Genomic DNA, 24,371 nt, shown 5'->3' on the forward strand with positions numbered 1-24,371 from the left:
GCTCAGCGAAGCCCCTTCAGCGTTCCGCCCGTGCCGCGCCAGAGCGAGGAGCGCGCGCCGCCCTCGTCGCCCGGCGCCTTGTCGAGCTCGTCCAGGTCGTAGAGCGTCAGCACGGAGAGGTAATCCTCCATGATCTCGGACGTATAGGGCAGCATCAGCGCGCCGCAGCGGCTGTCGCGATACATGCGCTCCAGCGGCAGGGATTTCAGCATGGACTGCCCGCCGCAGGTGCGGATGGCGAGCGCCGCGATCTCCTGCACGCCCTCCATCACGTTGTACTGGGCGGCATACATGCGCATGACCTGCGCCTTGCTCGGAAAGCCCTGCGCCTCCATGAAGGCCTGCCACCAGAGCGCGCGCATGGCGGCGAGCTGGGCGTACATCTTGCCGACGGTGATGCGCTTCGTGCCGAACATGCGCCGGTCGGCCGGCGGCTGGCCGGGCAGCTCGCCGCGCAGATACGCCACGGTGAAATCGAAGGCCCCCTGCGCCACGCCCATATAGGTCGGCGAGAGCGTCGCCATCATGTGCGGCCAGTGCGGCAGGGTCTTGATGAAGATGCCGCGCGGCATCATCAGGTCTTCCTCGGTGACGAAGACGTCCTTCAGCACGAGGTCGCGGCTGTTGGTGCCGCGCATGCCGAGCGGATCCCAGCTTCCGGTGACGGAAAGGCCGGGCGCATCCTTGTGCACGACGAAGATCATCGTGTCCTCGTGACGCGGCTCCACGCCCTCGAAATGCTCGGTGCAGACGATGGAATAGTAGTCGCAATAGCCGGCGAGCGAGGCGAACTTCTTGAAACCGTTGATGACCCAGCCGCCGTCGACCTTGCGGCAAGCAGTCTGCGCAGGCTTCGACGTCCAGTTCTGCCCGGCCTCGGAGATGGGCTGCGAATAGATGCCCTGCTCCTTGACCGCGCGGCGGAACTGGCGCTCGCGCAGCGGGGCGAAGGCGGCGCGGTCCTCGTCGGTGAGGCTCGGCAGTTCGTACATGAACCGCGACCACATCATGGAGGAGTTGTGCATGTTGAAGGTGAGTGCCGTCGCGCCGCAATACTTGCCGATCTCCGCGCCGACCATCGCATATTCGCCGAGGCTGAAGCCGTGCCCGCCGAATTCCTGCGGCACCGTCAGCGTCAGGAAGCCCTCGGCGGCGAGGTCCTTGTAGTTCTCCACCGGAAAGGACGCCTCGTCGTCGATGGCCCTTGCGCGCGGCGCGAAACGCTCGCGGCCGAGCTCGTTGATGCGGGTGAGGACCGCCAGCACTTCGGGCCGGATGCGGGAGAGGTCGTAGTAGTCTGCAGGTTCGCTCATCGTCAGTCCTTCTCAAATCCGGTCAGAGGGCGAGATCGCCCTGGAGACGGCCTTCCTTCACCACAACGAGGCCATCGAGCGTGATCGTGCACTTGCGCATCGGCAGGTCGAAATGCCCCTCGGTGAAGCGGCCGGCATATTGGTTGGCGCCGGTCGACCAGAGGAAATTGCCGGCCCAGGCGCGGAACTCGACGGCCTGCATGTCGCGCTTGTCGTAGAGCGCGCCGGAGACCCAGCGGGCGGCAGGGTTCATGCCCCAGCCGACATGGGAAAAGCCGTAGGCCAGCGGATCCTCCCAGGCTTCCATGTAATCGCGGAAGAGCTCGGCATCCAAACCGTCGCCCTTGATTTCCTTGACGAAATCGTTCTCGACGGTGAAGTCGATGCGGCTCGTCAGGTAGCTCTTGAAGGTGAGGTTCATGTCGCCGACATCCATGACGATGCGGCCGTTGACCGTGTTCGGCCCCGGGAAGGCGAGGCAGAGCCCGCCCGGCCAGTGGGCGACCGCGCCCGGCGTGGTGCCGAAGCCCGGCGTGCCGCCGCAGGGGGCGTTGCGAAGGTCGATGGCAAGGTCCGTGCCCGCCGCCGAAGTCACGCGCATTTCGCTCGCCTCGCGCAGCATGCGGATGCCGAGCGCCACCTTCGGGCCGAGCTCGGCCTTCGGCTCGCAGCGCTCGAGGATTTCCGGATGCTCGTTGCAGATCACGAGGATGCGCGCGCCCGCCTCCTCGATCTCCGGCCATTCGGCGGCGTGGATCATGCCCTCGACGGTGCAGTCGACGATGATCTCGCACTGCTTCATGGCCTCGATCGCCGCCCGGTTGCCCTGGATGGCAAGGGAGGTGCCCGTCGACTTGACGGGAACCGGCGCCGTCTGGCGCGGCGTCGGCATGGTGATCATGCAGTAGTCGGCACCAAGATCGTGGCAGGCAAGGTCGGCAAGCTGCACCAGCACGGGCCGCGACTGCGTCTCCGCAACGATGGCCACGCGCGTTCCACGGCCTATGCCATTGAGCACGAATACCCGTCGGAAGCAGGCAAGCCACTTCCCTTCAATGCGCTCCTGCAACATTGAATTCTCCCGGTTCTGGATCGCCCCTCAGCGATTTCTTTACTTATGAGTTAAAAATTCTTTTAAGTCTGAAGTTTTGTCAAGTGATAATTCCAGAGGGAATTTCACGCCGCGAAACTGGACGATTTCCGCCCGTTCGCCGGCGATGGGAAAGCGCACGGCGTTGCTCGATATGTGCTTGTTTTGTCGGGAAAAGACGGTGCCGTCAGTAGGTGGCCCGGCCGCCCGAGAGGTCGAAGACCGCCCCGGTGGTGAAGCTGTTTTCCTTCGAGACCAGCCAGGCCACCATGGCGGCGGCTTCCTCGACGTCGAGGAAGCGCCCGCGGGGGATCTTGCCGCGCATGTATTCGATGAATTCGGGCGTGAGCTGTTCGAGGATGCGCGTTTCGGCCGTCGCCGGCGTTATGGCGTTGACGGCGATGTCGTAGCCGGCAAGTTCCTTGCCGAGCGACTTGGTAAGCCCGATCACGGCAGCCTTCGATGCCGAATAGGCCGAGGCGTTCGGATTGCCCTCCTTGCCGGCGATGGAGGCGATGTTGACGATGCGCCCGTAGCCGCGCGCCTTCATGCCCGGCACCGCCGCGCGGCAGACATGGAACGTGCCGTGCAGGTTGACGTCGATGATCGCCTTCCACATCGCCACGTCATAGGCGTCGAGCGGCGCGGCGGGGCCGGCGATGCCGGCGGAGTTGACGACGATCGAGACCGGCCCGGAAATATCCTCGCTCGCTTTCATCGCGGCCTCGACGGCGGCATGGTCGGTGACGTCGACAGCGATGCTGCCGCCACCGAGGCTCGCCGCCGCATCGCGTGCGAGCGGGCCGTCGATGTCCCACAGCGTCACCCGGGCGCCGGACGCCGCCATGCGCCTCGCCATGGCATAGCCGAGGCCCTGGCCGCCGCCGGTGACGACGGCATGCTGCCCGGAAAGGTCGATCTGGTTCATGGCTCCGCCTTCCTATTCCTTCACCGCGCCCGTCATGGACGAGACGTAGTAGTCGACGAAGAAGGAATAGAGGATGACGACCGGCAGCGAGCCGAAGAGCGCGCCCGCCATCAGCGATCCCCATTCGAAGACGTCGCCGCGCACGAGCTCCGTCAGCACGCCGACGGGCACAGTCTTGTTCTCGGAGGACTGGATGAAGGTGAGCGCGTAGATGAATTCGTTCCACGACAGCGTGAAGGCGAAGATGCCCGCCGAGATCAGGCCGGGCACGGCGAGCGGCAGGATGATCCTGACGAGGATCTGCCAGCGCGAGGCGCCGTCCACCAGCGCGCTTTCCTCCAGCTCGAAGGGGATCGAGCGGAAGTAGCCCATCAGCAGCCAGGTGCAGAAGGGGATGAGGAAGGTCGGATAGGTGAAGATCAGCGCAAGGCGCGAATCGTACATGCCGAGCTTGAAGACGATGAAGGCGAGCGGAATGAAGAGGATCGACGGCGGCACGAGATAGGCGAGGAAGACGAGCAGGCCGACGGAGCGCGAGCCGGTGAAGCGCACGCGCTCGATCGCATAGGCGCCGAAGACGGAGGCGAAGAGCGACAGGGCCGTCGAGCAGACGGCGACCAGCATCGTGTTCCACAGCCAGCCCGGATAGGACGTCTGGAAGAGCAGGTACTTGATGTGGTCGAGCGTCGGCCCCACGACCCAGAACGGGCTGTAATTGTTGTAGTCGGTGAGCTGCGCATTCGGCTTCACCGCCGTGATCGCCATCCAGTAGAACGGGAAGAGCAGCACGAAGACGAAGACGGCCATCGGCAGGTAGAGAACGACGATGCGGCGCGGCAGGCGGTTGAGATAGCTCATGCCCTCGTTGTCGTCGGTGAGAACGTCGGCGGGGATCGTGGTCCTGGTCGTGTTCATGGTCTTCCTCCCGGTCTCAATCCTGGCCGCCCTGCTGCCATTTGCGGCGTTGCAGGCCGAAGAAACTGAACATGATGGCGGCGAGCAGGAACGGCACCATCGCCACGGCGATCGCCGCGCCTTCGCCGAGCTGCCCGCCCGGAATGCCGCGCTGGAAGGAGAGCGTCGCCATGAGGTGCGTCGCGTTCACCGGCCCGCCCTTCGTCAGCACGTAGATGAGCTGGAAATCGGTGAAGGTGAAGAGGACGGAGAAGGTCATGACCACGGCGATGATCGGCGTCAGCATGGGCAGCGTCACATAGCGGAAACGCTGCCAGCTCGTGGCCCCGTCGAGCGAGGCGGCTTCCTGCAGCGAGGCCGGAATGGTCTGGAGGCCGGCGAGCAGCGAGATCGCGACGAACGGAATGCCGCGCCAGACGTTCGCCGCGATGACAGAGGCCCTGGCATTCTGCGGGTCGCCGAGGAAATTGATCGGCCCGTCGATGACGCCGAGCTTCATCAGGGACCAGGAAACGATCGAGAACTGGCTGTCGTAGATCCACCAGAAGGCGAGCGCCGACAGCACCGTCGGCACCACCCAGGGCAGAAGGACGATGGCGCGCAGGAACGACTTGCACGGCAGGTTCTCGTTGAGCAGCAGCGCGAGCCACAGGCCGAGGGCGAATTTCAGCACCGAGGCGACGGAGGTGTAGAGCAGCGTGTTGAAGACGGAGAGCCAGAAGACCTTGTCCTGCGCCAGGAACTCGTAGTTCTCCAGCCCGATGAAGACGCCGTCCCGGCCGATCCGCGTATCGGTGAAGCCGAGCCACACGCCGAGGCCGAGCGGATAGGTGAGAAAGCAGACGAGGAACACCGCGGCCGGCAACATGAAGAGGAAGCCGAGCACATTGTTGTTCTGCATCAGCGACGCCATGGCGGATGGCGGCTTACCGGACGGCACGACGGACATGGCTTCTCCCCTGGATCTCGTCTGGAAACCCCGGCGGCAACGCGCCGCCGGGGCCTGGAGCTGTGCGTCGCGTCAGACGCGGTAGTAGCGGTTGGCGCGGCGTTCGGCTTCCGCGGCCGCCTCTTCGGGCGTCATCTGGCCGGTCACGGCCGCGGCGAACATGTCGACGAGCACGTAGTCGGCCATCACGCCGGCGGAGGCATAGCCCAGCGGGCCGGCATAGCCGTTCGGGCGCAGCGTCTCCGAGGCGCGCGCATAGGGCGCGTGGATCGGGTCGGCCGTCCAGACCGGGTTGTCGGCGAAGGCCTTGAGCGGCTGGCAGCAATAGGCGCTCGCCCCGGTGATCCAGGAATTCATCTGCTCGGCTTCCATCATGAACTTGATGTAGGCCTTGGCCGCTTCCGGATACTTCGTGTGGCTGAAGAGCAGGAGCGAGCTGGTCTGGTGCAGCTCGACGCTCTGGCCGACGGGGCCGATCGGGAAGTTGGTCGTGCGGATGTCCGCCGCGATCTCGGCGAGCGCCGGGTCCTTCTTCGCCGCGTAGTAGACCGAGACGCCGTTGGCGATCAGCGATACCTGGCCGGCAAGGAAGGCGCGGTTGTTGTTGATGTCCTGCCAGCTCTCGGTGCCCGGGATGAAGGTCTCGTAGAGCGCCTTGGCATAGTTGATCGCCTTGATCGTCTCCGGGCTGTTGATGGTGACGGCACCGCCCTCGTCCACCATCTTGCCGCCGTGGCTCCACAACAGCCAGTGGGCATAGTTGTTGCCGTCGCCGACGGCCTTGCCGTGCGGGAAGCCGGCGGGCGTGCCCTTGGCCTTCAGCGCCTTGCACAGTTCGAGGAAGCCGTCCGTATCCTTCGGGAACTCCTTGAAGCCGGCGGCCTCCATGTGGCTCTGGCGGTAGACGACCGCGTTGCCGATGGCCGTCAGCGGCATGGCGATGAACTTGTCGCCGCGCATCGCATAGCCCTTCATGCCGTCGTACCAGCCGCCGTACTTGCCGCCGAGATAGTTGGCGAGCTCCGTCAGGTCGACCAGCTTGTCGGGATACTGGTGGGCATCGTCGAACCAGCACATGACGAGGTCCGGCCCGGAGCCGACATTGGCGGCCACGGCAGCCTTCGGGCGGATGTCCTCCCAGCTTTCCTTGTCGACGCGGACCTCGACGCCGGTCGCCTCGGTGAACTTCTTGGTATTGGCGAGCCAGGCGTCCTCGTCGCCCTGCACGAACGGCGTCCAGCGCAGGAGGCGAAGGCTGGCGCCCTCCTCCGGCGTGTAGGTCGGCTCGGCCGCCTGGGCGAAGCTCGGTCGGATGCCGAGACCGGCAAGGCCGGCCGCAGCGGCGGATGCTGCAAGAAAATCGCGTCTTTTGAACGTCATTTGCACTCCTCCTAGGATGCGGGCTTTGCTCGTTCGAGCATTCGCCGTCCCGCTTCGGCGAATGCCTCGCATCGGTGCCCGGCCTTGCCGGGACCCAATCGCCGCCAGCACCTCCGGGCCCTCCTCCCGGCGGCGCTGGGCGATGTTCAGTCGACGAGCCTCACGCCCGTCTCGGCATCGAACAGATGCACATGGTTCGCGTCGATCGCGATGCGGATCGTCTCGCCGGGCCGAACGGTCACCCGCTCGCGAAAGACGCAGGTGACCTCCGCGCCGCCGAGCTTGACGACCAGTTGCGTCTCGTAGCCGGTGGGCTCGATCACCACGACCTCGGCCGCAAGGCCTGCCGCATCGAGGGCGATGTATTCGGGCCTGAGGCCGTAGACGAGATCCTTGCCCCTTGCGGCGGCCGCGGGGCGGGCGACCGGCAGGCGCGTGCCGTCCGCCGTCACGAACGCATGGGCGTCCTCCGGGTCGAGCCGGCCGCTGATCATGGTCATGGCGGGCGAGCCGATGAAGCCCGCGACGAAGAGGTTCGCCGGATTGTCGTAGAGGTCGAGCGGCGCGCCGATCTGCTCGACGATGCCGTCGTGCATGACGACGATCTTGTCGGCCATGGTCATGGCCTCGATCTGGTCGTGGGTGACGTAGACGGTCGTCGTCTTCAGGCGCTGGTGAAGCTCCTTGATCTCCGAGCGCATGGCGACGCGCAGCTTCGCATCGAGGTTGGAGAGCGGCTCGTCGAAGAGGAAGACCTGCGGGTCGCGCACGATGGCGCGGCCCATCGCCACGCGCTGGCGCTGGCCGCCGGAAAGCTGGCGCGGATAGCGGTCGAGAAGCTTGGAAAGGCCGAGGATATCCGCCGCCCTGGCGACGCGGCTGTCGATCTCCGACTTCTGGCTGCCGGCGAGCATCAGCGAGAAGGCCATGTTGGCCGCCACGGTCATGTGCGGATAGAGCGCGTAGTTCTGGAACACCATCGCGATATCGCGCTCTTTCGGCGGCAGCGTGTTGACGACCCGGTCGCCGATGCGGATCTCGCCGGCCGTGATGTTCTCCAGCCCCGCCAGCATGCGCAGCAGCGTGGACTTGCCGCAGCCGGACGGACCGACCAGGATCACGAACTCCCCGTCCTCGATCTCGATGTCGACGCCCTTGATGACCGGAAAGGCGCCGAAGGATTTCCTCACATCGACGAAGTCAACGCCTGCCATATACGTTCCTCCCAGAACCGATTTGCCGTGCCGTGCCGGGGCGGGTCCTCCTCAAGACCTTGCGCCCCGGCGGTCCGCCACGCTTATTCCTGCCCGTCAGCCATGCCCGATGCGACCCTGCAGCTCATCCTCGATATGGATGCGGATGATCTCGTCGAACGTGCTCTCGGCCGTAAAGCCCAGTTCGCTCGCGCGCTGCGCGTCGAAGTCGGTCGCCCAGCCGGCGACGATCCGGCGGATCACCGGATCCGGCTCACGGCGGATGAGGGCGACCGTCTTCGGCCCGGCGATCCGCCCCAGCGCCTCGATCTCCTCGCCGACGAGGGCGGAAAGGCCGGGCATCGTCAGATTGCGGCGCGGGCCGATGCGGGCCGTGTCCATGCGCGCGGCATGGACGAAGAACCCCACCGCCGAGCGCGGGCTTGCGAACCAGTGGCGCACGCTCTCGTCCACCGGCAGCACGGCTTCCTTGCCGGCGAGCGGCTCGCGCAGGATGTTGGAGAAGAAGCCGGACGCCGCCTTGTTCGGCGTTCCCGGGCGGATGCAGATGGTCGGCAGGCGGATGCCGATGCCGTCGAAGACGCCCTTGCGCGTATAGTCGGCAAGCAGCAGTTCGCAGATCGCCTTCTGCGTGCCGTAGCTCGTCAGCGGCGTGGTGAAGAACGTATCGCCGATCTTCTCCGGGAAGGGCTCGCCGAAGACCGCAATGGAAGAGGCGAAGATGACGCGCGGCGCATAGGGCGCCCGAAGGCCCTCCTGCCGGATCGCCTCGAAGAGGAAGCGCGTGCCGTCGAGGTTCACCTTGTAGCCGAGGTCGAAATCGGCCTCGGCCTCGCCCGAGACGATGGCGGCGAGATGGAAGATGACATCGGGGCGACTAGCGACGAGCCCCGCGGCGACGCCGGGATCCGAAACGTCGAGCGCCAGCGCGGAGGCAACCACCGAAAGCCCGGCGGGAACCGGCGGAAGCACGACATCCACCAGCGTCATCGCCGTAACGTCATAGCCGAGCGCGCCGGGATCGGCCGCGATCTTCTCCACCAGCTTGCGGCCGATCATGCCGGCCGCTCCGATCACCATTACATGCATATGCGGCGGACCTCCCCGTCGTGCCTGTCCGTAGACCGGACCTTATTGCTGCTCTTGCCCGGAACCCTTCATGCGGCTGCCGGCATCCGCGACCAGTTCCCTCGTGGTCGCGTAGATGCGCTGCAGATGTTTACGGAATGCCTGCGTCACCGCCTCGCGGTCGCGCCGGCGCAATGCCTCGACGATCTCCACATGGTCGCGGTAGCTCGCGTCGATCGCCCCCGGCCGCGACATGGCCGAGCGGCGGAAATCCATCATGTAGGTGTAGAGATCGGTGACGAAATCGGCGAGCAGCGGGTTGCCGCAGGCCCGGTAGATCGAGACGTGGAATTCGCGGTCGCAGATGAGGAAGCGCATGGCGTCGTCGCCGCCGAGCCGGTGCGCCTCCAGCAGGTCCTCGAGCTTGGCGATTGTCTCGTCGTCGATGGCCTCGGCCGCATCGCCCACCACCTTCAGTTCGACATGCAGGCGCGCGGCATGCACGGCATCCAGATCGTAGCTGTTGATGGCGTTGGACGAGACGATCGTCACCGGCAGGTGGCTGAGGTCGATATTGCTGATGCGCGTGCGGCTGCCCTGGGCGACGTCGAGGATATTGCGCGCGGCAAGCTGCTGGATGGCGCCGCGCACCGTCTCCCGGCTGACATGCATGACATTGGCAAGCTCGCGCTCGCCCGGCAGCTCGTCTCCCGGCCGCAGCATGTTGGTCGCGATCAGGACCATGATCTTCTCGGCGATGATGTCGCGCGCGGTGCGCCGGTCGAGCGACTTGCCCACCTTCGGCATTTCGACCAGCACGGGGCGTTCGCCCATCGCCATCCCGACCTCCCACTGATCTACTGGTTGGTCCAGCAGATCAGTTGCCAGCAAAGCCGGAAAGGCCGGGGCCGTCAAGTGAGCTTCGTCGCCGCGCCGCATCAAAAGGGCGCCCTCCAATTGTGCGCCGCACGGCTATCCTGTGGGTCGCATGCGCGCTCCAGCCAGCCGAGGCCGTCGAGGGTCGCGCCGGCGGGGCGGTATTCGCAGCCCACCCAGCCCTCGTATCCGAGCGCATCGAGCGCCGCGAAGATGCGGAAATCGTCGAGCTCGCCGGTGCCGGGTTCGTGGCGCAGCGGCACGGAGGCGGTCTGCACATGGCCGATCGCCGGCAGCAGCGCTTCGAGGCCCTTCAGCACGTCGCCGTGCAGGATCTGGCGGTGGTAGATGTCGAACTGGAGTTTCAGGTTCGGATGCCCGAGCCTGTCGATGATCTCGGCCGCCCGGCCGAAATCGTCGAGGAAATAGCCCGGCATGTCGCGCCGGTTTATCGGCTCAATGAGGAGCGTGCGCCCCGCTTCGCCGGCCGCATCCGCCGCAAAGCGCAGCGCGTCGAGATAGGCGGCGGTCGCAGCCGGCTCTCCGGCCGGGGCAAGGCCCGCCATCGCATGCAGCATGGGCGCATCCAGCGCCCGGGCATAATCGAGCGCCGTTGCGACCGACCGGCGGAATTCCTCCGCGCGCTCCGGCAGGGCCGCAAGCCCGCGCTCGCCCTTCGCCCAATCTCCCGGCGGCAGGTTGAAGAGCACCTGCCGCAGGCCCGCCGCCCGCAGGGCCGCAGCAACCTCATCGGCCGGATGATCGTAGGGGAACAGGTATTCGACCGCCTCGAACCCCGCCGCCGCCGCCGCGCCGAACCGCTCGAGGAACGGCCGCTCGGTGAACATCATGGAGAGGTTGGCGGCAAATCGCGGCATCTCAGTCCTTCTCCTCCGGCCCCATGCCGGGCAGCGTGAGCCCGGATATGCCGGCGAGAAGCCGGGCGACGGAGGAATCGTCGTCGCGCCCCATGCCCGCCGCCTCCGTCATGACGAAGAGCTGCAGCGCAGCGCTCGTCACCGGCAGCGGGAACTTCTGCCTTCGCCCGAGATCGGAGACGATGCCGAGGTCCTTGGTGAAGATCGAGACCGCGCTCATCGGCGTGTAGTCGCCGGCCAGCACATGCGGGATGCGGTTCTCGAACATCCAGCTATTGCCGGCCGATTTCGTGATGACGTCGAAGACACGGGAGATGTCGAGCCCGAGGCTGCCTGCAAAGGTGATCGCCTCGCATGCGGCGGCGATGTGGACGCCGGCCAGAAGCTGGTTGACGATCTTGAAGGACGAACCGATGCCGACGCTGTCGCCGAGCCGGTAGACGGTCTCCGCCATGGCATCGAGCGCGGGCGCGGCCGCGGCGAAGGCTTCCGGTGCGCCCGAGGCCATGACCGTCAGCGCCCCGGCCGCCGCCTTCGCGGCGCCGCCGCTGATCGGCGCGTCGAGATAGAGAAGACCCGCGGCTTCCGCGCGCCGTGCGAAATCCTGCGCTTCCTGCGGGGCCATGGTCGGCGATGCGATGACGACCGCGCCGTCGCCAAGCGCCGCCGCGGCGCCCTCCGCGCCGAACAGTGCGCTTTCGACCTGCGCGGCGTTGACGACGACGAGAACGAGGATATCGGCGCCGCGCGCGGCCTCTGAGGCGCTCGCCCCTGCCCGGCCGCCCGCGGCCTTCAACGCGTCGAGCGCATCGGGATTGGTGTCGTAGCCGGAAACGGAAAGGCCTGCGCGCAACAGCGAGCGCGCCATGCCGAGACCCATGGCGCCAAGGCCGATCACGGCGACCGATTTCGCTGGATCCATGCCGTCCTCCCCCCGCCGTTCTTATGACAGCGCTAACATAAACCCAGTCAAACACATTGACGCGGACCCTGCAAGAAAAATATGTTAGCGCTGTCATAGAGCTTGAAACCGCCTGAAAGACCGCGCATGCCGCCGATCAAACCCACGCTGACCGATGTCGCCCGCCTTGCCGGCGTGAGCGAGATCACCGTCTCCCGGGTCGTGCGCGGCAAGGGGCCGATCGCCGAGGAGACGCGGCTTCGGGTGCGCGGGGCGATCGAGGCGCTCGGCTACGTGCCGAACCGGGCGGCCGGCACGCTCGCCTCTTCCGCCTCGCTGTTCATCGGCGTCATCCTGCCCTCGATGCACAACATCGTCTTTCCCGAAGTGCTGCGCGGCATCTACGAGGGGCTGGCCGGCAGTCCCTACCAGCCGCTGCTCGGCGTCAGCGAATACGACCGCGACAAGGAGCAGGAGATCCTCGCCTCCCTGCTCGCCTGGCAGCCGATGGCGATCATCACCGCCGGCTCGGACCATACGGACGTCACGCGCCGGCTCCTGTCGGAAAGCGGCGTGCGCGTCGTCGAACTGATGGATACGGAGGGCGATCCCGTCGACCTCGTCGTCGGCTTTTCCCACCGGCAGGCCGGCTATGACAGCGGCCGGCACCTGATCGCCCGGGGCTATCGCCGCATCGGCTATGTCGGCCACGACTGGGCCGCCGACCGGCGCGCGCGGCTCCGCTACGAAGGCCTCGTCGCGGCGCTTGCCGATACGGGCCTTTCCCTTGCCGCGGAGGTGCATGCGGACGGGCCGAGCTCCGTCACGGGGGGAACGGAGATGCTGCCGAGGCTGCTGGCCGCGGCGCCGGATATCGATGCCGCGGTTTTCGTCAACGACGACATGGCGGTCGGCGGCTATTTCCATTGCCTTGCCGCCGGCATCGCCGTGAAGAAGGACCTCGCGCTCTTCGGCTTCAACGGGCTCGATATCGGCCAGGCGATCCCCATGCCGCTGTCGACCGTGCGCTCCAACCGCTTCGAGATCGGCCGCATCGCCGCCGAGCGCATCATCGCGGAGCCGAAGCGGCCGGCCGTAACCGAGGTGGTGAATACCGGATACGAGATCATCGAGGGCGCGACCGCCTGACGGGCGCAAGGAGGACGAGATGTTCATTGGGGCCATTGCCGACGACCTGACGGGGGCGACCGACCTCTGCCTCATGCTGGCGCGCGGCGGCATGCGCGTGGTGCAGGTGATCGGTGTGCCTGAGGCGGCCTTCGATTTCGGCGCGGCGGATGCGGTCGTCGTGGCGCTCAAGTCGCGCACCGTCCCCAAGGAAGATGCCGTCGCCCAGTCGCTCGCGGCCGCCCGCCGGCTGCTGGATGCCGGCGCGCGGCAGATCTTCTTCAAATATTGCTCGACCTTCGATTCCACCGACGAGGGCAATATCGGCCCGGTCACCGAGGCGCTGCTGGAGGCGACCGGCGCGGCGCTGACGATCGCCTGCCCCGCCTTTCCGGCCAATGGCCGCACGGTCTACAGGGGCCACCTCTTCGTCGGCGACCTCCTGCTTTCCGACAGCTCGATGAAGGACCATCCGCTGACGCCGATGCGCGACGCCAACCTGGTGCGCGTGCTGGGCAGGCAGACGGCGCTGCCGGTCGGGCTCGTCGGCTACGAGACGGTGGAAAAAGGCGCAGGCGCGATCCGGGCCGCATTCGACAGGGCCGGAGGCGAGGGCCTGCGCATGCTGATCGTCGACGCCGTCACGGACGACCAGCTGAGGGCCATCGGCAAGGCGGCGGCGGGGCTGAAGCTCGTCACGGGCGGCTCGGGCGTCGCCATCGGCCTGCCCGCCAATTTCGGCTTTCAGGAAGGGGCGGCGAGCGCCCATCCCTTCTCCGCCCCGGCAGGGCGCGCGGCCATCATCGCCGGCTCGTGCTCGGCGGCCACCCGGCGGCAGATCGCCGCCGCGCGCGCGGCCGGCGTTCCCGCGTTGAAGGTCGACCCGCAGGAGATCGCCGAAGGGCGGATGACGGCGGAAGCCGCCGCCCGCTGGGCCATCGGCAGCGACCACGCAACGCCCCTCGTCTTTTCGAGCGACGATCCGGCGGAGGTCGCCCGGGCGCAGGCCGCCCTCGGCCGCGATGAGGCCGGCGCGCTGGTCGAGCATCTTCTGGCCGAGGTCGCGGTGCGGCTCAGGGCGGCCGGCTTCCGCCGCTTCGTCGTCGCCGGCGGCGAGACGTCCGGCGCGGTCACCCATGCGCTCGGCCCCAAGGCGCTCGCCATCGGGCCCGAAATCGACCCGGGCGTGCCCTGGACCGTCAGCCTCGGCGACGACGAGCCCGTGGCGCTGGCGCTGAAATCCGGCAATTTCGGCACCGACGATTTCTTCCTCAAGGCATGGGACCTGCTGCGATGACCGCCACTCTCTCGGAGGAAACCAGGGCGCGCGACGCGATCGCCGCCGTCGGCAAGTCGATCTTCGATCGCGGCCTCACCTTCGGCTCGACGGGCAATATCAGCGTGCGGCTTTCGACGGGCGAGACGCTGATGACGCCGACCAATGCCTCGCTCGGCGCGCTCGATCCGGCGCGGCTCTCGCGCTTTTCCGCGGAAGGCGTGCACACCGGCGGCGACAAGCCGACCAAGGAAGCCTTCCTCCACCAGTGCATGTACTGCAAGCGTCCGCAAAGCGGCGCGGTCGTGCACCTGCATTCCACCCATTCCGTCGCCGTCAGCATCCTTGCCGATACCGATCCCGAGGACGTGCTGCCGCCGCTCACCGCCTACTACGTCATGCGGGTCGGCAGGCTGCCGCTGGTGCCCTACTTCCCGCCGGGCGCGACGGCGCTCGCCGAGGCCGTCGCCGCAAGGGCGGAGAAGAGCCATGCCGTGCTCCTGGCGAACCATGGCCCCGTCGTCGCAGGAAAGACGCTCGCGGACGCACAATATGCGACGGAGGAGCTGGAGGAGACGGCAAGGCTTTTCCTCCTCCTGCGCGGCTCCAATATCCGCCCGCTGACGGAAGAGCAGCGCAAGGCTATAGAGGAGAATGCAAGCCGCTAGCGGCCTTCCATCGCGCCGTTCGCCCGGAACCATTCCGCCCCGTCCGCCTTGAAGACGTGTTCAGTTTTCCGAACGGCAGGGAGGGATGGAATTGCCGATCATCGCAACGGCCGCCTGGTCTATCCCGAAGGCGGTCGCGCACCGCTTTCCCGAGGAGGGCACGGTTCTCAGCCGGTATGCGGCGGTCTTCAGAGGCGTGGAGATCAACTCCACCTTCTATCGCCACCACAGGCCTTCCACCTATGCCCGCTGGGCCGGGTCCGTGCCGGATGATTTCCGCTTTGCCGTGAAGATACCGAGGGAGATCACCCACGGCCGGAGGCTGCGGGACATCGGCGCACCGTTCCAGCACTTCATCGGGGAGATTTCCCCGCTCGGCGAAAAGACGGGCCCCCTGCTGTGCCAGTTGCCGCCCTCGCTCGCCTTCCATGCCGGGGAGGCGGAGCGGGCGTTCGCCGCGATGCGGCAGGCCCATGCCGGCCCGCTCGCCGTCGAGGTCCGCCACAGGAGCTGGGCATCGGAGCCGGCGCTGACGCTGCTGCGCCGCTACGCGCTGGACCGGGTGCTCGCGAGCCCCGCCCCCGTCTGGCAGGCGGACGATTTTTCCGAGCCGCCGCGATATGTCCGCCTGCACGGCACGCCGCAGATGTACTATTCCAGCTACGGCGACGAGGAGATCGCCGCCTTCGCGCGGCTGCTTGCCGACGATGGCTGGTGCGTCTTCGACAACACGGCCTCCGGCGCTGCCGGCGAAAACGCGCTGGCGATGCTGGAGCTTTGCGGTCAGGGGTGATGCAGCACGCTCATGCCGCCGTCGACCGTCAGGCAGGTGGCGTTCATGAAGGGGCATTCGTCCGAGACCATGAAGAGCGCGGCCCTGGCGATCTCCTCTGGCGCCGCGATGCGCCCGCCGGGATGCAGCTTCATCGTCGCCGCTTCCGCGGCGGCCGGATCGGGGAAGCCGTTCCAGTAGTCGACGACCTTCTGCGTGCGCACATAGCCGGGCGCGAGCGCATTCACCCGCACGCCCCTGCCGGCATATTCGAGGCCCAGCGCCTTGGTCATGCCGAGCAGCGCATGCTTGGCGACGGGATAGGGAAAGGTGTGCGGGATGATGGTGAAGGCGTGGGTAGAGGCGATGTTGAGGATGACGCCGCCGCCCTCCTCCAGGAGCCCCGGCAGGACGGCCCTGCTGCAATTCCACGCGCCCTTGAGATTGATGTCGAAGCAGCGCTGCCAGTCGGCATCCGAAAGGTCGAGCGGCTCGGAAAAGACGTTGACCCCGGCATTGTTGACGAGGGCGTTCGGCCGGCCGATCTTTCGCGTTGCGGCGGCGACGGCCTCCTCGATGGCCGCGGCATCGGTGATATCGGCCGCGGCGTGACCGACGATGCCACCCGCCGCGCGGAGCCTCTCCGCTTCGCGCGCGAGGAGATCGCCGTCGCGGTCGATCAGGAAAAGGCGTGCGCCCTCGGCAAGGAAGACCTCGGCGATGGTGAGGCCGATCCCCTGCGCCGCGCCGGTCACGACCACCCGCTTGCCGTCCAGTCGTCCAGCCATCCCGTTTCTCCTCAGCGCTCGGCAGGTGCCGGGTGGTTGCGGACGGCGATCGCGATGTCACGGGCGGCGATATCCAGCATGCGGTGCGAGCATTCGCGCGCCGCCGCCCTGTCGCGCATGCGCAGCGCCTCGACGAGCCGCCGGTGGATCTCCACCGCCTCGTCGCGCGCATCCGCCGCCTCGTTCGAGGCGTGCAGCGAGAATTCCAGCGCCGCCTGGATAATGCTCGCAAGCTGCATGAAGACCTGGTTGTGACTGGCCTTCAGCAGGCCGGCATGGAAGGCGACGTCCGCCTTCGTGAAGGCTTCGAGGTCCCCTTCGGCATCCCGCATCGCCTGCCAGGCCCGCTCGATCTCGGCCACTTCCTGCACCGTGGCGCGCTCGGCGGCGAATTCCGCGGCGAAGGGCTCGATGGCGCGGCGCGCATCGAGCACGCAGGTCAGAAGATCGAGCTCGAAGATGCGCGGGCCGATCCATTCCAGCACCTGCTGGTCGAGGATGTTCCATTCCTCCTTCGGGCAGACCACCGTGCCGACGCGCGAGCGCCCGCGCACCAACCCCTTGGATTCGAGGATCTTCAGCGATTCCCGGATGACGGTGCGGCTGACGCCGTAGCGCAGGCACAGTTCCGCCTCCGTCGGCAGGAAGGCGCCGATCGGGAAGACGTCGGCACAGATGTCGGTGGCGATCGCCCGTGTCACGTTCTTCTGCACGCGGGGGCGGCGCACGCTCCCCTCGCCTTCGGGCGCATTCGAGCGCCCACTCTGTTCCTGCACGGTCATTCTCCACCCCGTTCCGTCTGCGATGCATACCGCGTTTCCTTCGCGATGGCGACGACCGGATCCGCATCATTCCGACATGAATGTCATACATTGATAGACAATTCATCATACAAAGGCAATTGACGAATATGATGAAAGCCACTACACCCAAGGGACTGCTGGCGCAGTTAATTTGGGAGAGAGACAATGGGCTTTATCAAGACAGCCATCCTGGCTGGCACCGTCGCCGTCATCGCCGCAACCTCCGCCTTCGCTGCCGACGTGAAGATCGGCTTCATCGTGAAGCAGCCGGAAGAGCCGTGGTTCCAGGACGAATGGAAGTTCGCCGACGTCGCCGCCAAGGAGAAGGGCTTCACCCTGGTCAAGATCGGCGCCGAGGACGGCGAGAAGGTCCAGTCGGCCATCGACAATCTCGGCGCACAGGGCGCGCAGGGCTTCATCATCTGCACGCCCGACGTGAAGCTCGGCCCCGGCATCGTCGCCAAGGCCGCCGCCAACGACCTCAAGCTGATGACCGTCGACGACCGCCTGGTCAACGCCGACGGCAGCCCGATCGAGGACGTGCCGCACATGGGCATCTCGGCCACCAAGATCGGCGAGGCCGTCGGCCAGTCGATCGTCGACGAGATCAAGAAGCGCGGCTGGGACATGAAGGACGTCGGCGCGATCCGCGTCTCCTACGACCAGCTTCCGACCGCCGTCGACCGCGTCGAAGGCGCGCTCTCGGTGCTGAAGGCCGCCGGCTTCCCAGAAGCCAACATCTTCGACGCCCCGCAGGCCAAGACCGACACGGAAGCGGCCCTCAACGCCGCGACGGTCGTTCTCAACAAGAATGCCGGCATCAAGAAGTGGGTGGCCGTCGGCCTCAATGACGAAGCCGTGCTCGGCGCCGTGCGCGCCAGCGAAAGCGTCGGCATTCCCGCCGACAGCATGATCGGCGTCGGCATCGGCGGCGCGGACTCGGCCATCAACGAGTTCAAGAAGCCCGCGCCGACCGGCTTCTTCGGCACCGTGATCATCTCGCCGAAGCGCCATGGCTACGAGACCGCACTCAACATGTACGAGTGGATCGCCAACGGCAAGGAGCCGGAAAAGCTGACGCTCACCGCCGGCCAGATCGCGCTGCGCGACAACTACGAGCAGGTTCGCAAGGACCTCGGCATCGAATAATCATCGTCTCGTGATGATTTCATCCCGGCGGCACCAGCCGCCGGGCCTCCTTACGGAGCCGACCATGCAGGACTTTCTCGAATTCAGGGCGATATCCAAGGGATATCCCGGCGTGCAGGCGCTCGCCGACGTTTCCTTCTCCGTGAAGAAGGGGGCCGTGCACGGCCTGATGGGCGAAAACGGCGCGGGCAAATCGACCCTCATCCGCGTGCTTTCCGGCGACCAGTCCGCCGATACCGGCGACATCCTCATCGACGGCAAGCCGCAGCGCTACCGTTCCGTGCGCGATGCCTTCGAGGCGGGCGTCATCGTCATCCACCAGGAACTCCAGCTCGTGCCCGAGCTGACCGTCGCCGAGAACCTCTGGCTCGGCCGCTTTCCCGGCAAGGCCGGCGTCATCGACCGCACGCGCCTGACCGGCGTGGTCAAGGAGAAGCTCGCGGAGATCGGCATCGCCATCGATCCGGCCGCCAAGGTCGCCTCGCTTTCCATCGGCGAGCGCCAGATGGTGGAGATCGCCAAGGCCGTGATGGCTGATGCGCGCGTCATCGCGCTCGACGAGCCGACCTCCTCGCTCTCCTCGCGCGAGAGCGAAATCCTCTTCGCTCTGATCGACCGCCTGCGCGCGCAGGGCAAGGTCATCCTCTACGTCTCGCACCGGCTCGACGAGATTTTCCGCTTGTGCGACAGCCTCACCGTATTGCGCGACGGCAAGCTTGCCGCCCACCATCCTGATATATCCGAGGTGACGCGCGACCAGATCATCGCCGAAATGGTTGGCCGGGAGATTTCCAACATCTGGGGTTTTCGCCCGCGCGAGCGCGGCGCGGTCCGGCTGGAGGTCAGGGACCTTGCCGGGCGCAAGCTGCGCACGCCGATCAGCTTCTCCGTCCGGCAGGGCGAGATCCTCGGCTTCTTCGGCCTCATCGGCGCCGGCCGCAGCGAGATGGCCCGCCTCGTCTACGGCGCGGACAGCCGGTCGCAGGGCACCGTCAGCGTCGACGGCAAGGCCGTCACGCCGGACAGCCCGCCGCAATCGATCCGCTCCGGCATCGTGCTCTGCCCGGAGGACCGCAAGTCCGACGGCATCGTGCAGGGCCGCAACATCGAGGAGAACATGGCGATCTCCTCGCGACGGCATTTCTCCCCCTTCGGCCTTCTCCAGCCGAAGAAGGAGGCCGAGCTTGCCGAGCGCTTCATCGCGAAGCTGCGCGTGCGCACGCCCTCGCGCAAGCAGGACATCGTCAACCTGTCGGGCGGCAACCAGCAGAAGGTCATCCTCGGCCGCTGGCTTTCCGAGCAGGGCGTCAAGGTCCTCATCATCGACGAGCCGACGCGCGGCATCGATGTCGGCGCCAAGTCGGAAATCTACGAGATCCTCTATGAACTCGCCGGCCAGGGCATGGCCATCGTCGTCATCTCCAGCGAGCTGCCGGAGGTGATGGGCATCACCGACCGCATCATGGTCATGTGCGAGGGCAAGGTCGCGGCAAATATCGAGCGGGCCGATTTCGACGAGCGCCGCATCCTCGCCGCCGCCCTTCCCGATGTGGCCCCCGATGGGGCCAATGCCAGCGAACTTCCCAACCAGCAGGTCCAGTCCCGATGACGTCCTTGAAAAAACTCCTCCTCGGCGAGCAGGGCCTCGTCGTCATCTTCGCCGTCGCCTTCGCCGTCGTCGCGCTCACGGTGCCGAACTTCCTGACCGAGCGCAACATGCTGGGCCTGCTGCAGTCGGTCGTCACCATCGGCATCGTCGCCTGCACCATGATGTTCTGCCTCGCCTCGCGCGACTTCGACCTTTCGGTCGGCTCGACGGTCGCCTTTTCCGGCATGATCGCCGTCATGGCCTCGAACGCCTCGGGCTCGATCGTCGTCGGGCTTGTCGCCGCGCTCCTGTGCGGCGGCGCCGTCGGTTTCGTCAACGGCCTCGTCATCGCCCGCTTCCGCATCAATGCGCTCATCACGACGCTCGCCACCATGCAGATCGTGCGCGGCTTCGCGCTGATCGCCTCGGACGGGCGCGCCGTCGGCATCAACGATCCCGGCTTCTACCAGCTCGCCCTCTCCAAGTTCCTCGGCATCCCGACGCCGATCTGGGTCATGGCGATCTTCTTCATCGTCTTCGGCTTCGTGCTGAACCGCACCGTCTTCGGCAAGAACACGCTGGCGATCGGCGGCAATCCGGAGGCCTCGCGCCTTGCCGGCGTCGACGTCTCCAGCATGCGCATCTGGATCTTCGCGCTGCAGGGCCTCGTCTGCGCCGTCGCCGGGGTTCTGCTCGCCTCGCGCATCACCTCCGGCCAGCCGAATGCCGCCACCGGCCTCGAGCTCTCGGTCATCTCGGCCTGCGTGCTCGGCGGCGTATCGCTTGCCGGCGGGCGTGCGGCCATGACGGGCGTCATCGTCGGCGTGCTCATCATGGGCATCGCCGAGAACGTCATGAACCTCCTCAACATCCAGGCCTTCTACCAGTATGTCGTGCGCGGCCTGATCCTGCTGCTCGCGGTCCTGCTCGACAACCTGCGCTCGGCCGCCGCCGGCCGGCGCGGCTGACGCCGTGGCAGAGGATATCGTCCGCCTCGAAAGGAACGGGCTCACCGTCGATGTGAGCCCGCTCGGCGGTGCTGTCCTCGCCGCGCACTGGCACGGCGTCCCCATCCTTGCGCCGACACCGTCGCCGGGCCTTGCCTCGCAGGCCTTCGGCGCGGAAGCCTGCTTTCCGCTCGTTCCCTTCGGCAACCGCATCGAGGGCAACGCCTTCCGCTTTGCCGGCGAAACTTATGCGCTGGCGCCGAACACCGCCGATCCGCTCGTCCTGCACGGCGACGGCTGGCTTCGGCGCTGGTCGATCCTGCGGCAAGAACCGCACGGTATCGTCTTCCACGACCGGCACGAGGCAAGCAGCGCCTCCCCTTTCGCCTACGAGGCCACGCAGGCCATCACGCTCGGCGACGACAGCCTGACGCTGTCGCTCACCGTCACCAACAGGGCGCCGCGAGCGTTACCTTACGGCCTCGGCTTCCATCCCTATTTTCCCCGCACGCCGAAGATGCGGCTCGTCGCCCGGGCAGAGCGCTTCCGGCCGGAACGGGAAAACCACCTGCCGGGCGCTGCCGGCCCGCTGCCGCGGGATCTCGACCTTGCGGCAGGCACGACGCTGCCGGACCGCTGGCTGAACAACGCCTTCGACGGCTGGGACGGGCGCGCGCGGATCGAATGGCCGGAGACCGGCCTTGTCTTGTCGCTGGAGGCCGGCGAAGGCCTCCGCCATTTCGTCATCTATTCGCCTTCGGCGTCGGACGGGTTCGTCTGCTTCGAGCCGATGAGCCACCGGCCGCACGCCCACCATGACGACGAGGGCGGCGGCCTCGTCGCACTCGCGCCGGATGCCGAACTTGCCGGGCGGATGACCTTGCGTTTGACGCAAGCCGGCCGCCCTACTTCCGCGTGAAGCTGAAGGTGAAGTGGCTGCCGCGGTGATAGTCGCGGGCGAAGTTGACCGGCGCGCCGACGGCGTTGAAACAGGTCTCGGTGATCAGCAGCGCGGGGCCGAAATTCCTGAGGTCGTGCCGCTCGACGGCATCGTCGGGAAGCATCACGGCCGAGACGTTCGCCGCCGACATGCGCGGGCGGTTGCCGTATCGCTCGAGCAGGTCCATCAGCGACCCGGTCCAGTCCACGTCGTAAAGCCTGCCGGCGACGATGCCGCGCGGCACGTAGTCGATGCAATAGAGGATCGGCTCCTCGTCGTGCAGGCGCAGGCGCTCGATGCGGATGACGCGGTCGGCCGCGCCGAGCCGTAGGCATTCCGCGACATGCCTGTCCGGCGCCTCCTCCGAGATCGACAGGACCTTGTTGACGGTGCGGTAGCCGTACTGCCGCGCCATGTCGGTCACGCTCTCGAAGACGGTGATCGGCCGGTCGACCTGCACGGCGGAAAGCGCGGAGACGAAGCGGCCGCGGCCGTGCTCCACATAGATCACGTCGTCCTGTTCCAGCAGCTTCAGCGCCTCGCGCAGCGCCGGGCGCGAAATGCGGAAGCGCTGGGTGAGCTGCGCCTCGGTCGGCAGCTTGTCGCCCGGCTTCAGCCCCTCTTCCCGGATGAGATCGGCGATCCGGTCCCTGAGCTGGACGGCGAGCGTGCGCGAATCGCGAAGGGGTTCTTCCACCGCCTGCCTCGTTCGATGATTGGTTTCCTCTTCTTGTCTGACGAATCCCGGAGGGTCAAGCGGAAGGCTGGAAAACCCGGAGGACGCCGCCGCCCTCGCCGTGCTCCGTCCTACCCCAGCGGGCGCGGCTTGACAGCGCGAAACCATGATGTCAGTTGTCTTACAACTTTGATCTATCTATCGGGGCAGGACATGCTGAATTTTGACGAACAGAGATTCCTTCGCATCCAGTCGGGCGCGGTCGGCCTGCAGAAACGGCTGGAAACGGTGATCGCCTCCTGCCTTGCGGCCGGCGCGGAGAACATCTTCTTCCTCGGCACGGGCGGCGCGGCGATCCTGATGCAGCCGGCAGCGCAGCTCCTCCAGTGCCGCTCGCGCTTTCCCGCCTTCATCGACATGCCGGCCGAACTCGTCATCACCGGCTCGGCGCACCTGACGGAAAAGTCGATCGTCGTGATGCCCTCCCTTTCCGGCACGACGAAGGAGAGCGTGGCGCTCCTTGCGAAGCTGAAGGAGACCGGCGCGACCGTCCTCACGCTCGTCGGCCACGCGGAAACGCCGCTCGGCAAGGGCGGCGACCACGTCTTCGTGAACTTCGCCGAGGACGACACGTCCTGCGAATCCTTCTACCTGCAATCCCTCTTCATCGCGCTCGCCGTCATGAAGCACCGCGGCGAGATCGCCAACCACGACGCGATCGTCGCCGAGCTCGCCCGGATGCCGGACCTGCTTCTGGAGGTGAAACGCGCCTACGAGCCGAAGGCCGAGGCCTTCGCGAAAGTGCTGGCCGGCGCGGATTACCACATCGTCACCGGCGCGGGGAACGTCTGGCCGGAGGCCTTCTACTACGGCATGTGCATCCTGGAAGAGATGCAATGGATCCGCACCCGCCCCGTCCATGCCTCGGACTTCTTCCACGGCACGCTGGAACTGGTGGAGAAGGGCGTCAGCGTCATCCTCTTCAAGGGCGAGGATGCCCTGCGGCCGCTGGCCGACCGCGTCGAGACCTTCGCGCCGACCTATACCGACAGGCTGACCGTGCTCGATACCGCCGAATTCGACCTGCCCGGCATTTCGCCGGAGGTGCGGGCGCTCGTCTCGCCGGTGCTGCTGGCGACCGTGCTCGAGCGCATCAGCGCCCATCTTGAAGTCCTGCGCGACCATCCGCTGACGACGCGCCGCTACTACAAGCGCGTCGCCTACTGAAAACCGCGGCTTGACGCATGCCCCTCCCAGGCCGCGAATGCACCATCCGCATTCGCGGCCTTGTCGCCCATTCGAGACCCGCATGAAGACCTTCCGCTTCGCCGCCGTCGGCGACAATTGCATCGACCGCTACCGTCCCCCCGTCTCGCAGGCGCTTGTCGGCGGGAACGCGGTGAACGTCGCGGTGCAGCTTGCGCTTCTCGGGCATGCCGCCTTCTATTTCGGCGCCGTCGGGCCGGACGATGCGGGGCGTCACACGCGGCGGCTTCTGGAGGAGAACGGCGTCGATGTCACACATCTGCGCGAGCGCCCCGGCGTGACGGCCTGTACGGACATCGAGACGCTGCCCTCCGGCGACCGGGTCTTCCTCCACGAGGACTTCGGCGTCTGCGCCGGCTACCGCCCCGATGCCGCCGGGATCGCCTTCCTTGCGACCATGGACCATGTGCATATCGGCTGGATGGACGACGGAGGCGCGCTGCGCCGCGCGCTTGCGGGCGCGGGGGTCAGCGTCTCGCAGGACATTTCCGTCAATGCCGACCCGGCCGATCTCGGCACCGAGGGCCTTTCCATCGCCTTCGCCTCGGCGGGCGACGACGATGCGGCCCTGGAGGCCCTGCTGCGACGCCTTGGCGACGACGGCGTGCCGCTCGCCGTCGTCACCCGCGGCGGCAGGGGATCGGTGGCGAGCAACGGCAAGGTGCGCGTCGAGGCAGGCGTAAGGCCTGTGGAGGTCGTCGATACGACCGGGGCGGGCGACAGCTTCATCGCCGGTTTCCTCGCCGCGCATATCGCCGGCCTGCCGCTTTCCGATTGCCTTGCAGCGGGGCGGGACCGGGCCGCGCGCACCTGCACCCATGTCGGCGGATTCCCGCAGGTGCCGCAGCCGCTTTGACG

At 66.9% G+C, this 24,371-nt stretch carries 24 protein-coding genes; 10 read left to right on the plus strand and 14 right to left on the minus strand.

The genetic code is table 11. The annotated features are described in order from the left end of the window. Nucleotides 1–2 precede the first annotated feature (2 nt). From HNQ66_RS08035 to ltnD, 11 genes are all read right to left on the minus strand, one after another. Nucleotides 3–1,313 (minus strand): acyl-CoA dehydrogenase family protein, encoded by a 1,311-nt coding sequence (locus HNQ66_RS08035; RefSeq protein WP_184142759.1) that lies wholly within the window; start codon nt 1,311–1,313, stop codon nt 3–5. A 22-nt stretch (nt 1,314–1,335) separates the two neighbouring features. After that, nucleotides 1,336–2,385 carry a 2,5-dihydroxypyridine 5,6-dioxygenase NicX family protein gene (locus HNQ66_RS08040; RefSeq protein ID WP_184142762.1) on the minus strand — a complete coding sequence of 350 codons (1,050 nt, stop codon included), beginning with the start codon at nt 2,383–2,385 and terminating at the stop codon, nt 1,336–1,338. A 205-nt stretch (nt 2,386–2,590) separates the two neighbouring features. Then, on the minus strand, nt 2,591–3,331 hold the full coding sequence (locus HNQ66_RS08045; protein ID WP_184142765.1) for an SDR family NAD(P)-dependent oxidoreductase: 741 nt from the start codon (nt 3,329–3,331) through the stop codon (nt 2,591–2,593). Between the two features lie 12 nt (nt 3,332–3,343). Continuing rightward, a complete protein-coding gene (locus HNQ66_RS08050; protein ID WP_184142768.1) occupies nt 3,344–4,246 on the minus strand; it encodes a carbohydrate ABC transporter permease in 903 nt (300 codons plus the stop codon). 16 nt (nt 4,247–4,262) lie between these two features. Beyond that, nucleotides 4,263–5,195, minus strand: coding sequence for a carbohydrate ABC transporter permease (locus HNQ66_RS08055; RefSeq protein ID WP_184142771.1), 933 nt, complete (start codon nt 5,193–5,195; stop codon nt 4,263–4,265). Between the two features lie 72 nt (nt 5,196–5,267). Then, nucleotides 5,268–6,575: an ABC transporter substrate-binding protein gene (locus HNQ66_RS08060; protein ID WP_184142774.1), complete on the minus strand. Its 1,308-nt coding sequence runs from the start codon at nt 6,573–6,575 to the stop codon at nt 5,268–5,270. A gap of 146 nt (nt 6,576–6,721) precedes the next feature. Next, a complete protein-coding gene (locus HNQ66_RS08065) occupies nt 6,722–7,789 on the minus strand; it encodes an ABC transporter ATP-binding protein (RefSeq protein ID WP_184142777.1) in 1,068 nt (355 codons plus the stop codon). Between the two features lie 96 nt (nt 7,790–7,885). Then, on the minus strand, nt 7,886–8,878 hold the full coding sequence (denD, locus tag HNQ66_RS08070) for a D-erythronate dehydrogenase (RefSeq protein ID WP_184142780.1): 993 nt from the start codon (nt 8,876–8,878) through the stop codon (nt 7,886–7,888). Between the two features lie 42 nt (nt 8,879–8,920). After that, complete coding sequence (locus tag HNQ66_RS08075) at nt 8,921–9,691, minus strand: FadR/GntR family transcriptional regulator (RefSeq protein WP_184143283.1); 771 nt, start codon at nt 9,689–9,691, stop codon at nt 8,921–8,923. Nucleotides 9,692–9,795: 104 nt separating this feature from the next. Then, nucleotides 9,796–10,611 (minus strand): 2-oxo-tetronate isomerase, encoded by an 816-nt coding sequence (otnI, locus tag HNQ66_RS08080; RefSeq protein WP_184142784.1) that lies wholly within the window; start codon nt 10,609–10,611, stop codon nt 9,796–9,798. 1 nt (nt 10,612) lies between these two features. Further along, nucleotides 10,613–11,533, minus strand: a complete 921-nt coding sequence (gene ltnD, locus HNQ66_RS08085) for an L-threonate dehydrogenase (RefSeq protein ID WP_184142787.1) — start codon at nt 11,531–11,533, stop codon at nt 10,613–10,615. Nucleotides 11,534–11,659: 126 nt separating this feature from the next. On the opposite strand from ltnD, the gene HNQ66_RS08090 reads away from it, so the two are divergent. The 4 genes from HNQ66_RS08090 (at nt 11,660) to HNQ66_RS08105 (ending at nt 15,377) form a co-directional block, all read left to right on the plus strand. Next, entirely contained in the window at nt 11,660–12,661 is a 1,002-nt protein-coding gene (locus HNQ66_RS08090) for a LacI family DNA-binding transcriptional regulator (protein ID WP_184142790.1), read from the plus strand. Nucleotides 12,662–12,680: 19 nt separating this feature from the next. Next, nucleotides 12,681–13,937 (plus strand): 3-oxo-tetronate kinase, encoded by a 1,257-nt coding sequence (otnK, locus tag HNQ66_RS08095; protein WP_184142793.1) that lies wholly within the window; start codon nt 12,681–12,683, stop codon nt 13,935–13,937. Further along, entirely contained in the window at nt 13,934–14,584 is a 651-nt protein-coding gene (otnC, locus tag HNQ66_RS08100) for a 3-oxo-tetronate 4-phosphate decarboxylase (RefSeq protein WP_184142795.1), read from the plus strand. The genes otnK and otnC overlap by 4 nt, the downstream gene beginning before the upstream one ends. Nucleotides 14,585–14,675: 91 nt before the next feature. After that, nucleotides 14,676–15,377 (plus strand): DUF72 domain-containing protein, encoded by a 702-nt coding sequence (locus HNQ66_RS08105; protein ID WP_184142798.1) that lies wholly within the window; start codon nt 14,676–14,678, stop codon nt 15,375–15,377. Here the strand turns inward: HNQ66_RS08105 and HNQ66_RS08110 are convergent. After that, nucleotides 15,368–16,144 (minus strand): SDR family oxidoreductase, encoded by a 777-nt coding sequence (locus HNQ66_RS08110; protein WP_184142800.1) that lies wholly within the window; start codon nt 16,142–16,144, stop codon nt 15,368–15,370. The two genes, HNQ66_RS08105 and HNQ66_RS08110, sit on opposite strands and share 10 nt — an antisense overlap. 11 nt (nt 16,145–16,155) lie before the next feature. Next, nucleotides 16,156–16,926 (minus strand): FadR/GntR family transcriptional regulator, encoded by a 771-nt coding sequence (locus tag HNQ66_RS08115; protein ID WP_184142803.1) that lies wholly within the window; start codon nt 16,924–16,926, stop codon nt 16,156–16,158. 186 nt (nt 16,927–17,112) lie between these two features. On the opposite strand from HNQ66_RS08115, the gene HNQ66_RS08120 reads away from it, so the two are divergent. From HNQ66_RS08120 to HNQ66_RS08135, 4 genes are all read left to right on the plus strand, one after another. Next, nucleotides 17,113–18,096 (plus strand): arabinose ABC transporter substrate-binding protein, encoded by a 984-nt coding sequence (locus HNQ66_RS08120; protein WP_184142806.1) that lies wholly within the window; start codon nt 17,113–17,115, stop codon nt 18,094–18,096. A 64-nt stretch (nt 18,097–18,160) separates the two neighbouring features. Beyond that, entirely contained in the window at nt 18,161–19,705 is a 1,545-nt protein-coding gene (araG, locus tag HNQ66_RS08125; protein WP_184142809.1) for an L-arabinose ABC transporter ATP-binding protein AraG, read from the plus strand. Next, nucleotides 19,702–20,652, plus strand: a complete 951-nt coding sequence (araH, locus tag HNQ66_RS08130) for an L-arabinose ABC transporter permease AraH (RefSeq protein ID WP_184142812.1) — start codon at nt 19,702–19,704, stop codon at nt 20,650–20,652. Before araG ends, araH begins: the two co-directional genes overlap by 4 nt. Nucleotides 20,653–20,656: 4 nt before the next feature. Then, nucleotides 20,657–21,550, plus strand: a complete 894-nt coding sequence (locus tag HNQ66_RS08135) for an aldose epimerase family protein (protein WP_184142815.1) — start codon at nt 20,657–20,659, stop codon at nt 21,548–21,550. Here HNQ66_RS08135 and HNQ66_RS08140 read toward each other — a convergent pair. Then, complete coding sequence (locus HNQ66_RS08140) at nt 21,537–22,268, minus strand: UTRA domain-containing protein (protein WP_184142817.1); 732 nt, start codon at nt 22,266–22,268, stop codon at nt 21,537–21,539. The two genes, HNQ66_RS08135 and HNQ66_RS08140, sit on opposite strands and share 14 nt — an antisense overlap. Before the next feature lie 192 nt (nt 22,269–22,460). Here HNQ66_RS08140 and HNQ66_RS08145 point away from each other — a divergent pair, with 192 nt between their 5' ends. Together HNQ66_RS08145 and HNQ66_RS08150 are read left to right on the plus strand one after the other, a co-directional pair. Further along, nucleotides 22,461–23,474 carry an SIS domain-containing protein gene (locus HNQ66_RS08145; protein WP_184142820.1) on the plus strand — a complete coding sequence of 338 codons (1,014 nt, stop codon included), beginning with the start codon at nt 22,461–22,463 and terminating at the stop codon, nt 23,472–23,474. 82 nt (nt 23,475–23,556) lie between these two features. After that, nucleotides 23,557–24,369, plus strand: coding sequence for a PfkB family carbohydrate kinase (locus HNQ66_RS08150; protein ID WP_184142822.1), 813 nt, complete (start codon nt 23,557–23,559; stop codon nt 24,367–24,369). The last annotated feature ends 2 nt before the right edge of the window (nt 24,370–24,371 follow it).

The sequence above is a fragment of the Shinella fusca genome (assembly GCF_014203155.1).
GTDB classification, from domain to species: Bacteria; Pseudomonadota; Alphaproteobacteria; order Rhizobiales; family Rhizobiaceae; genus Shinella; species Shinella fusca.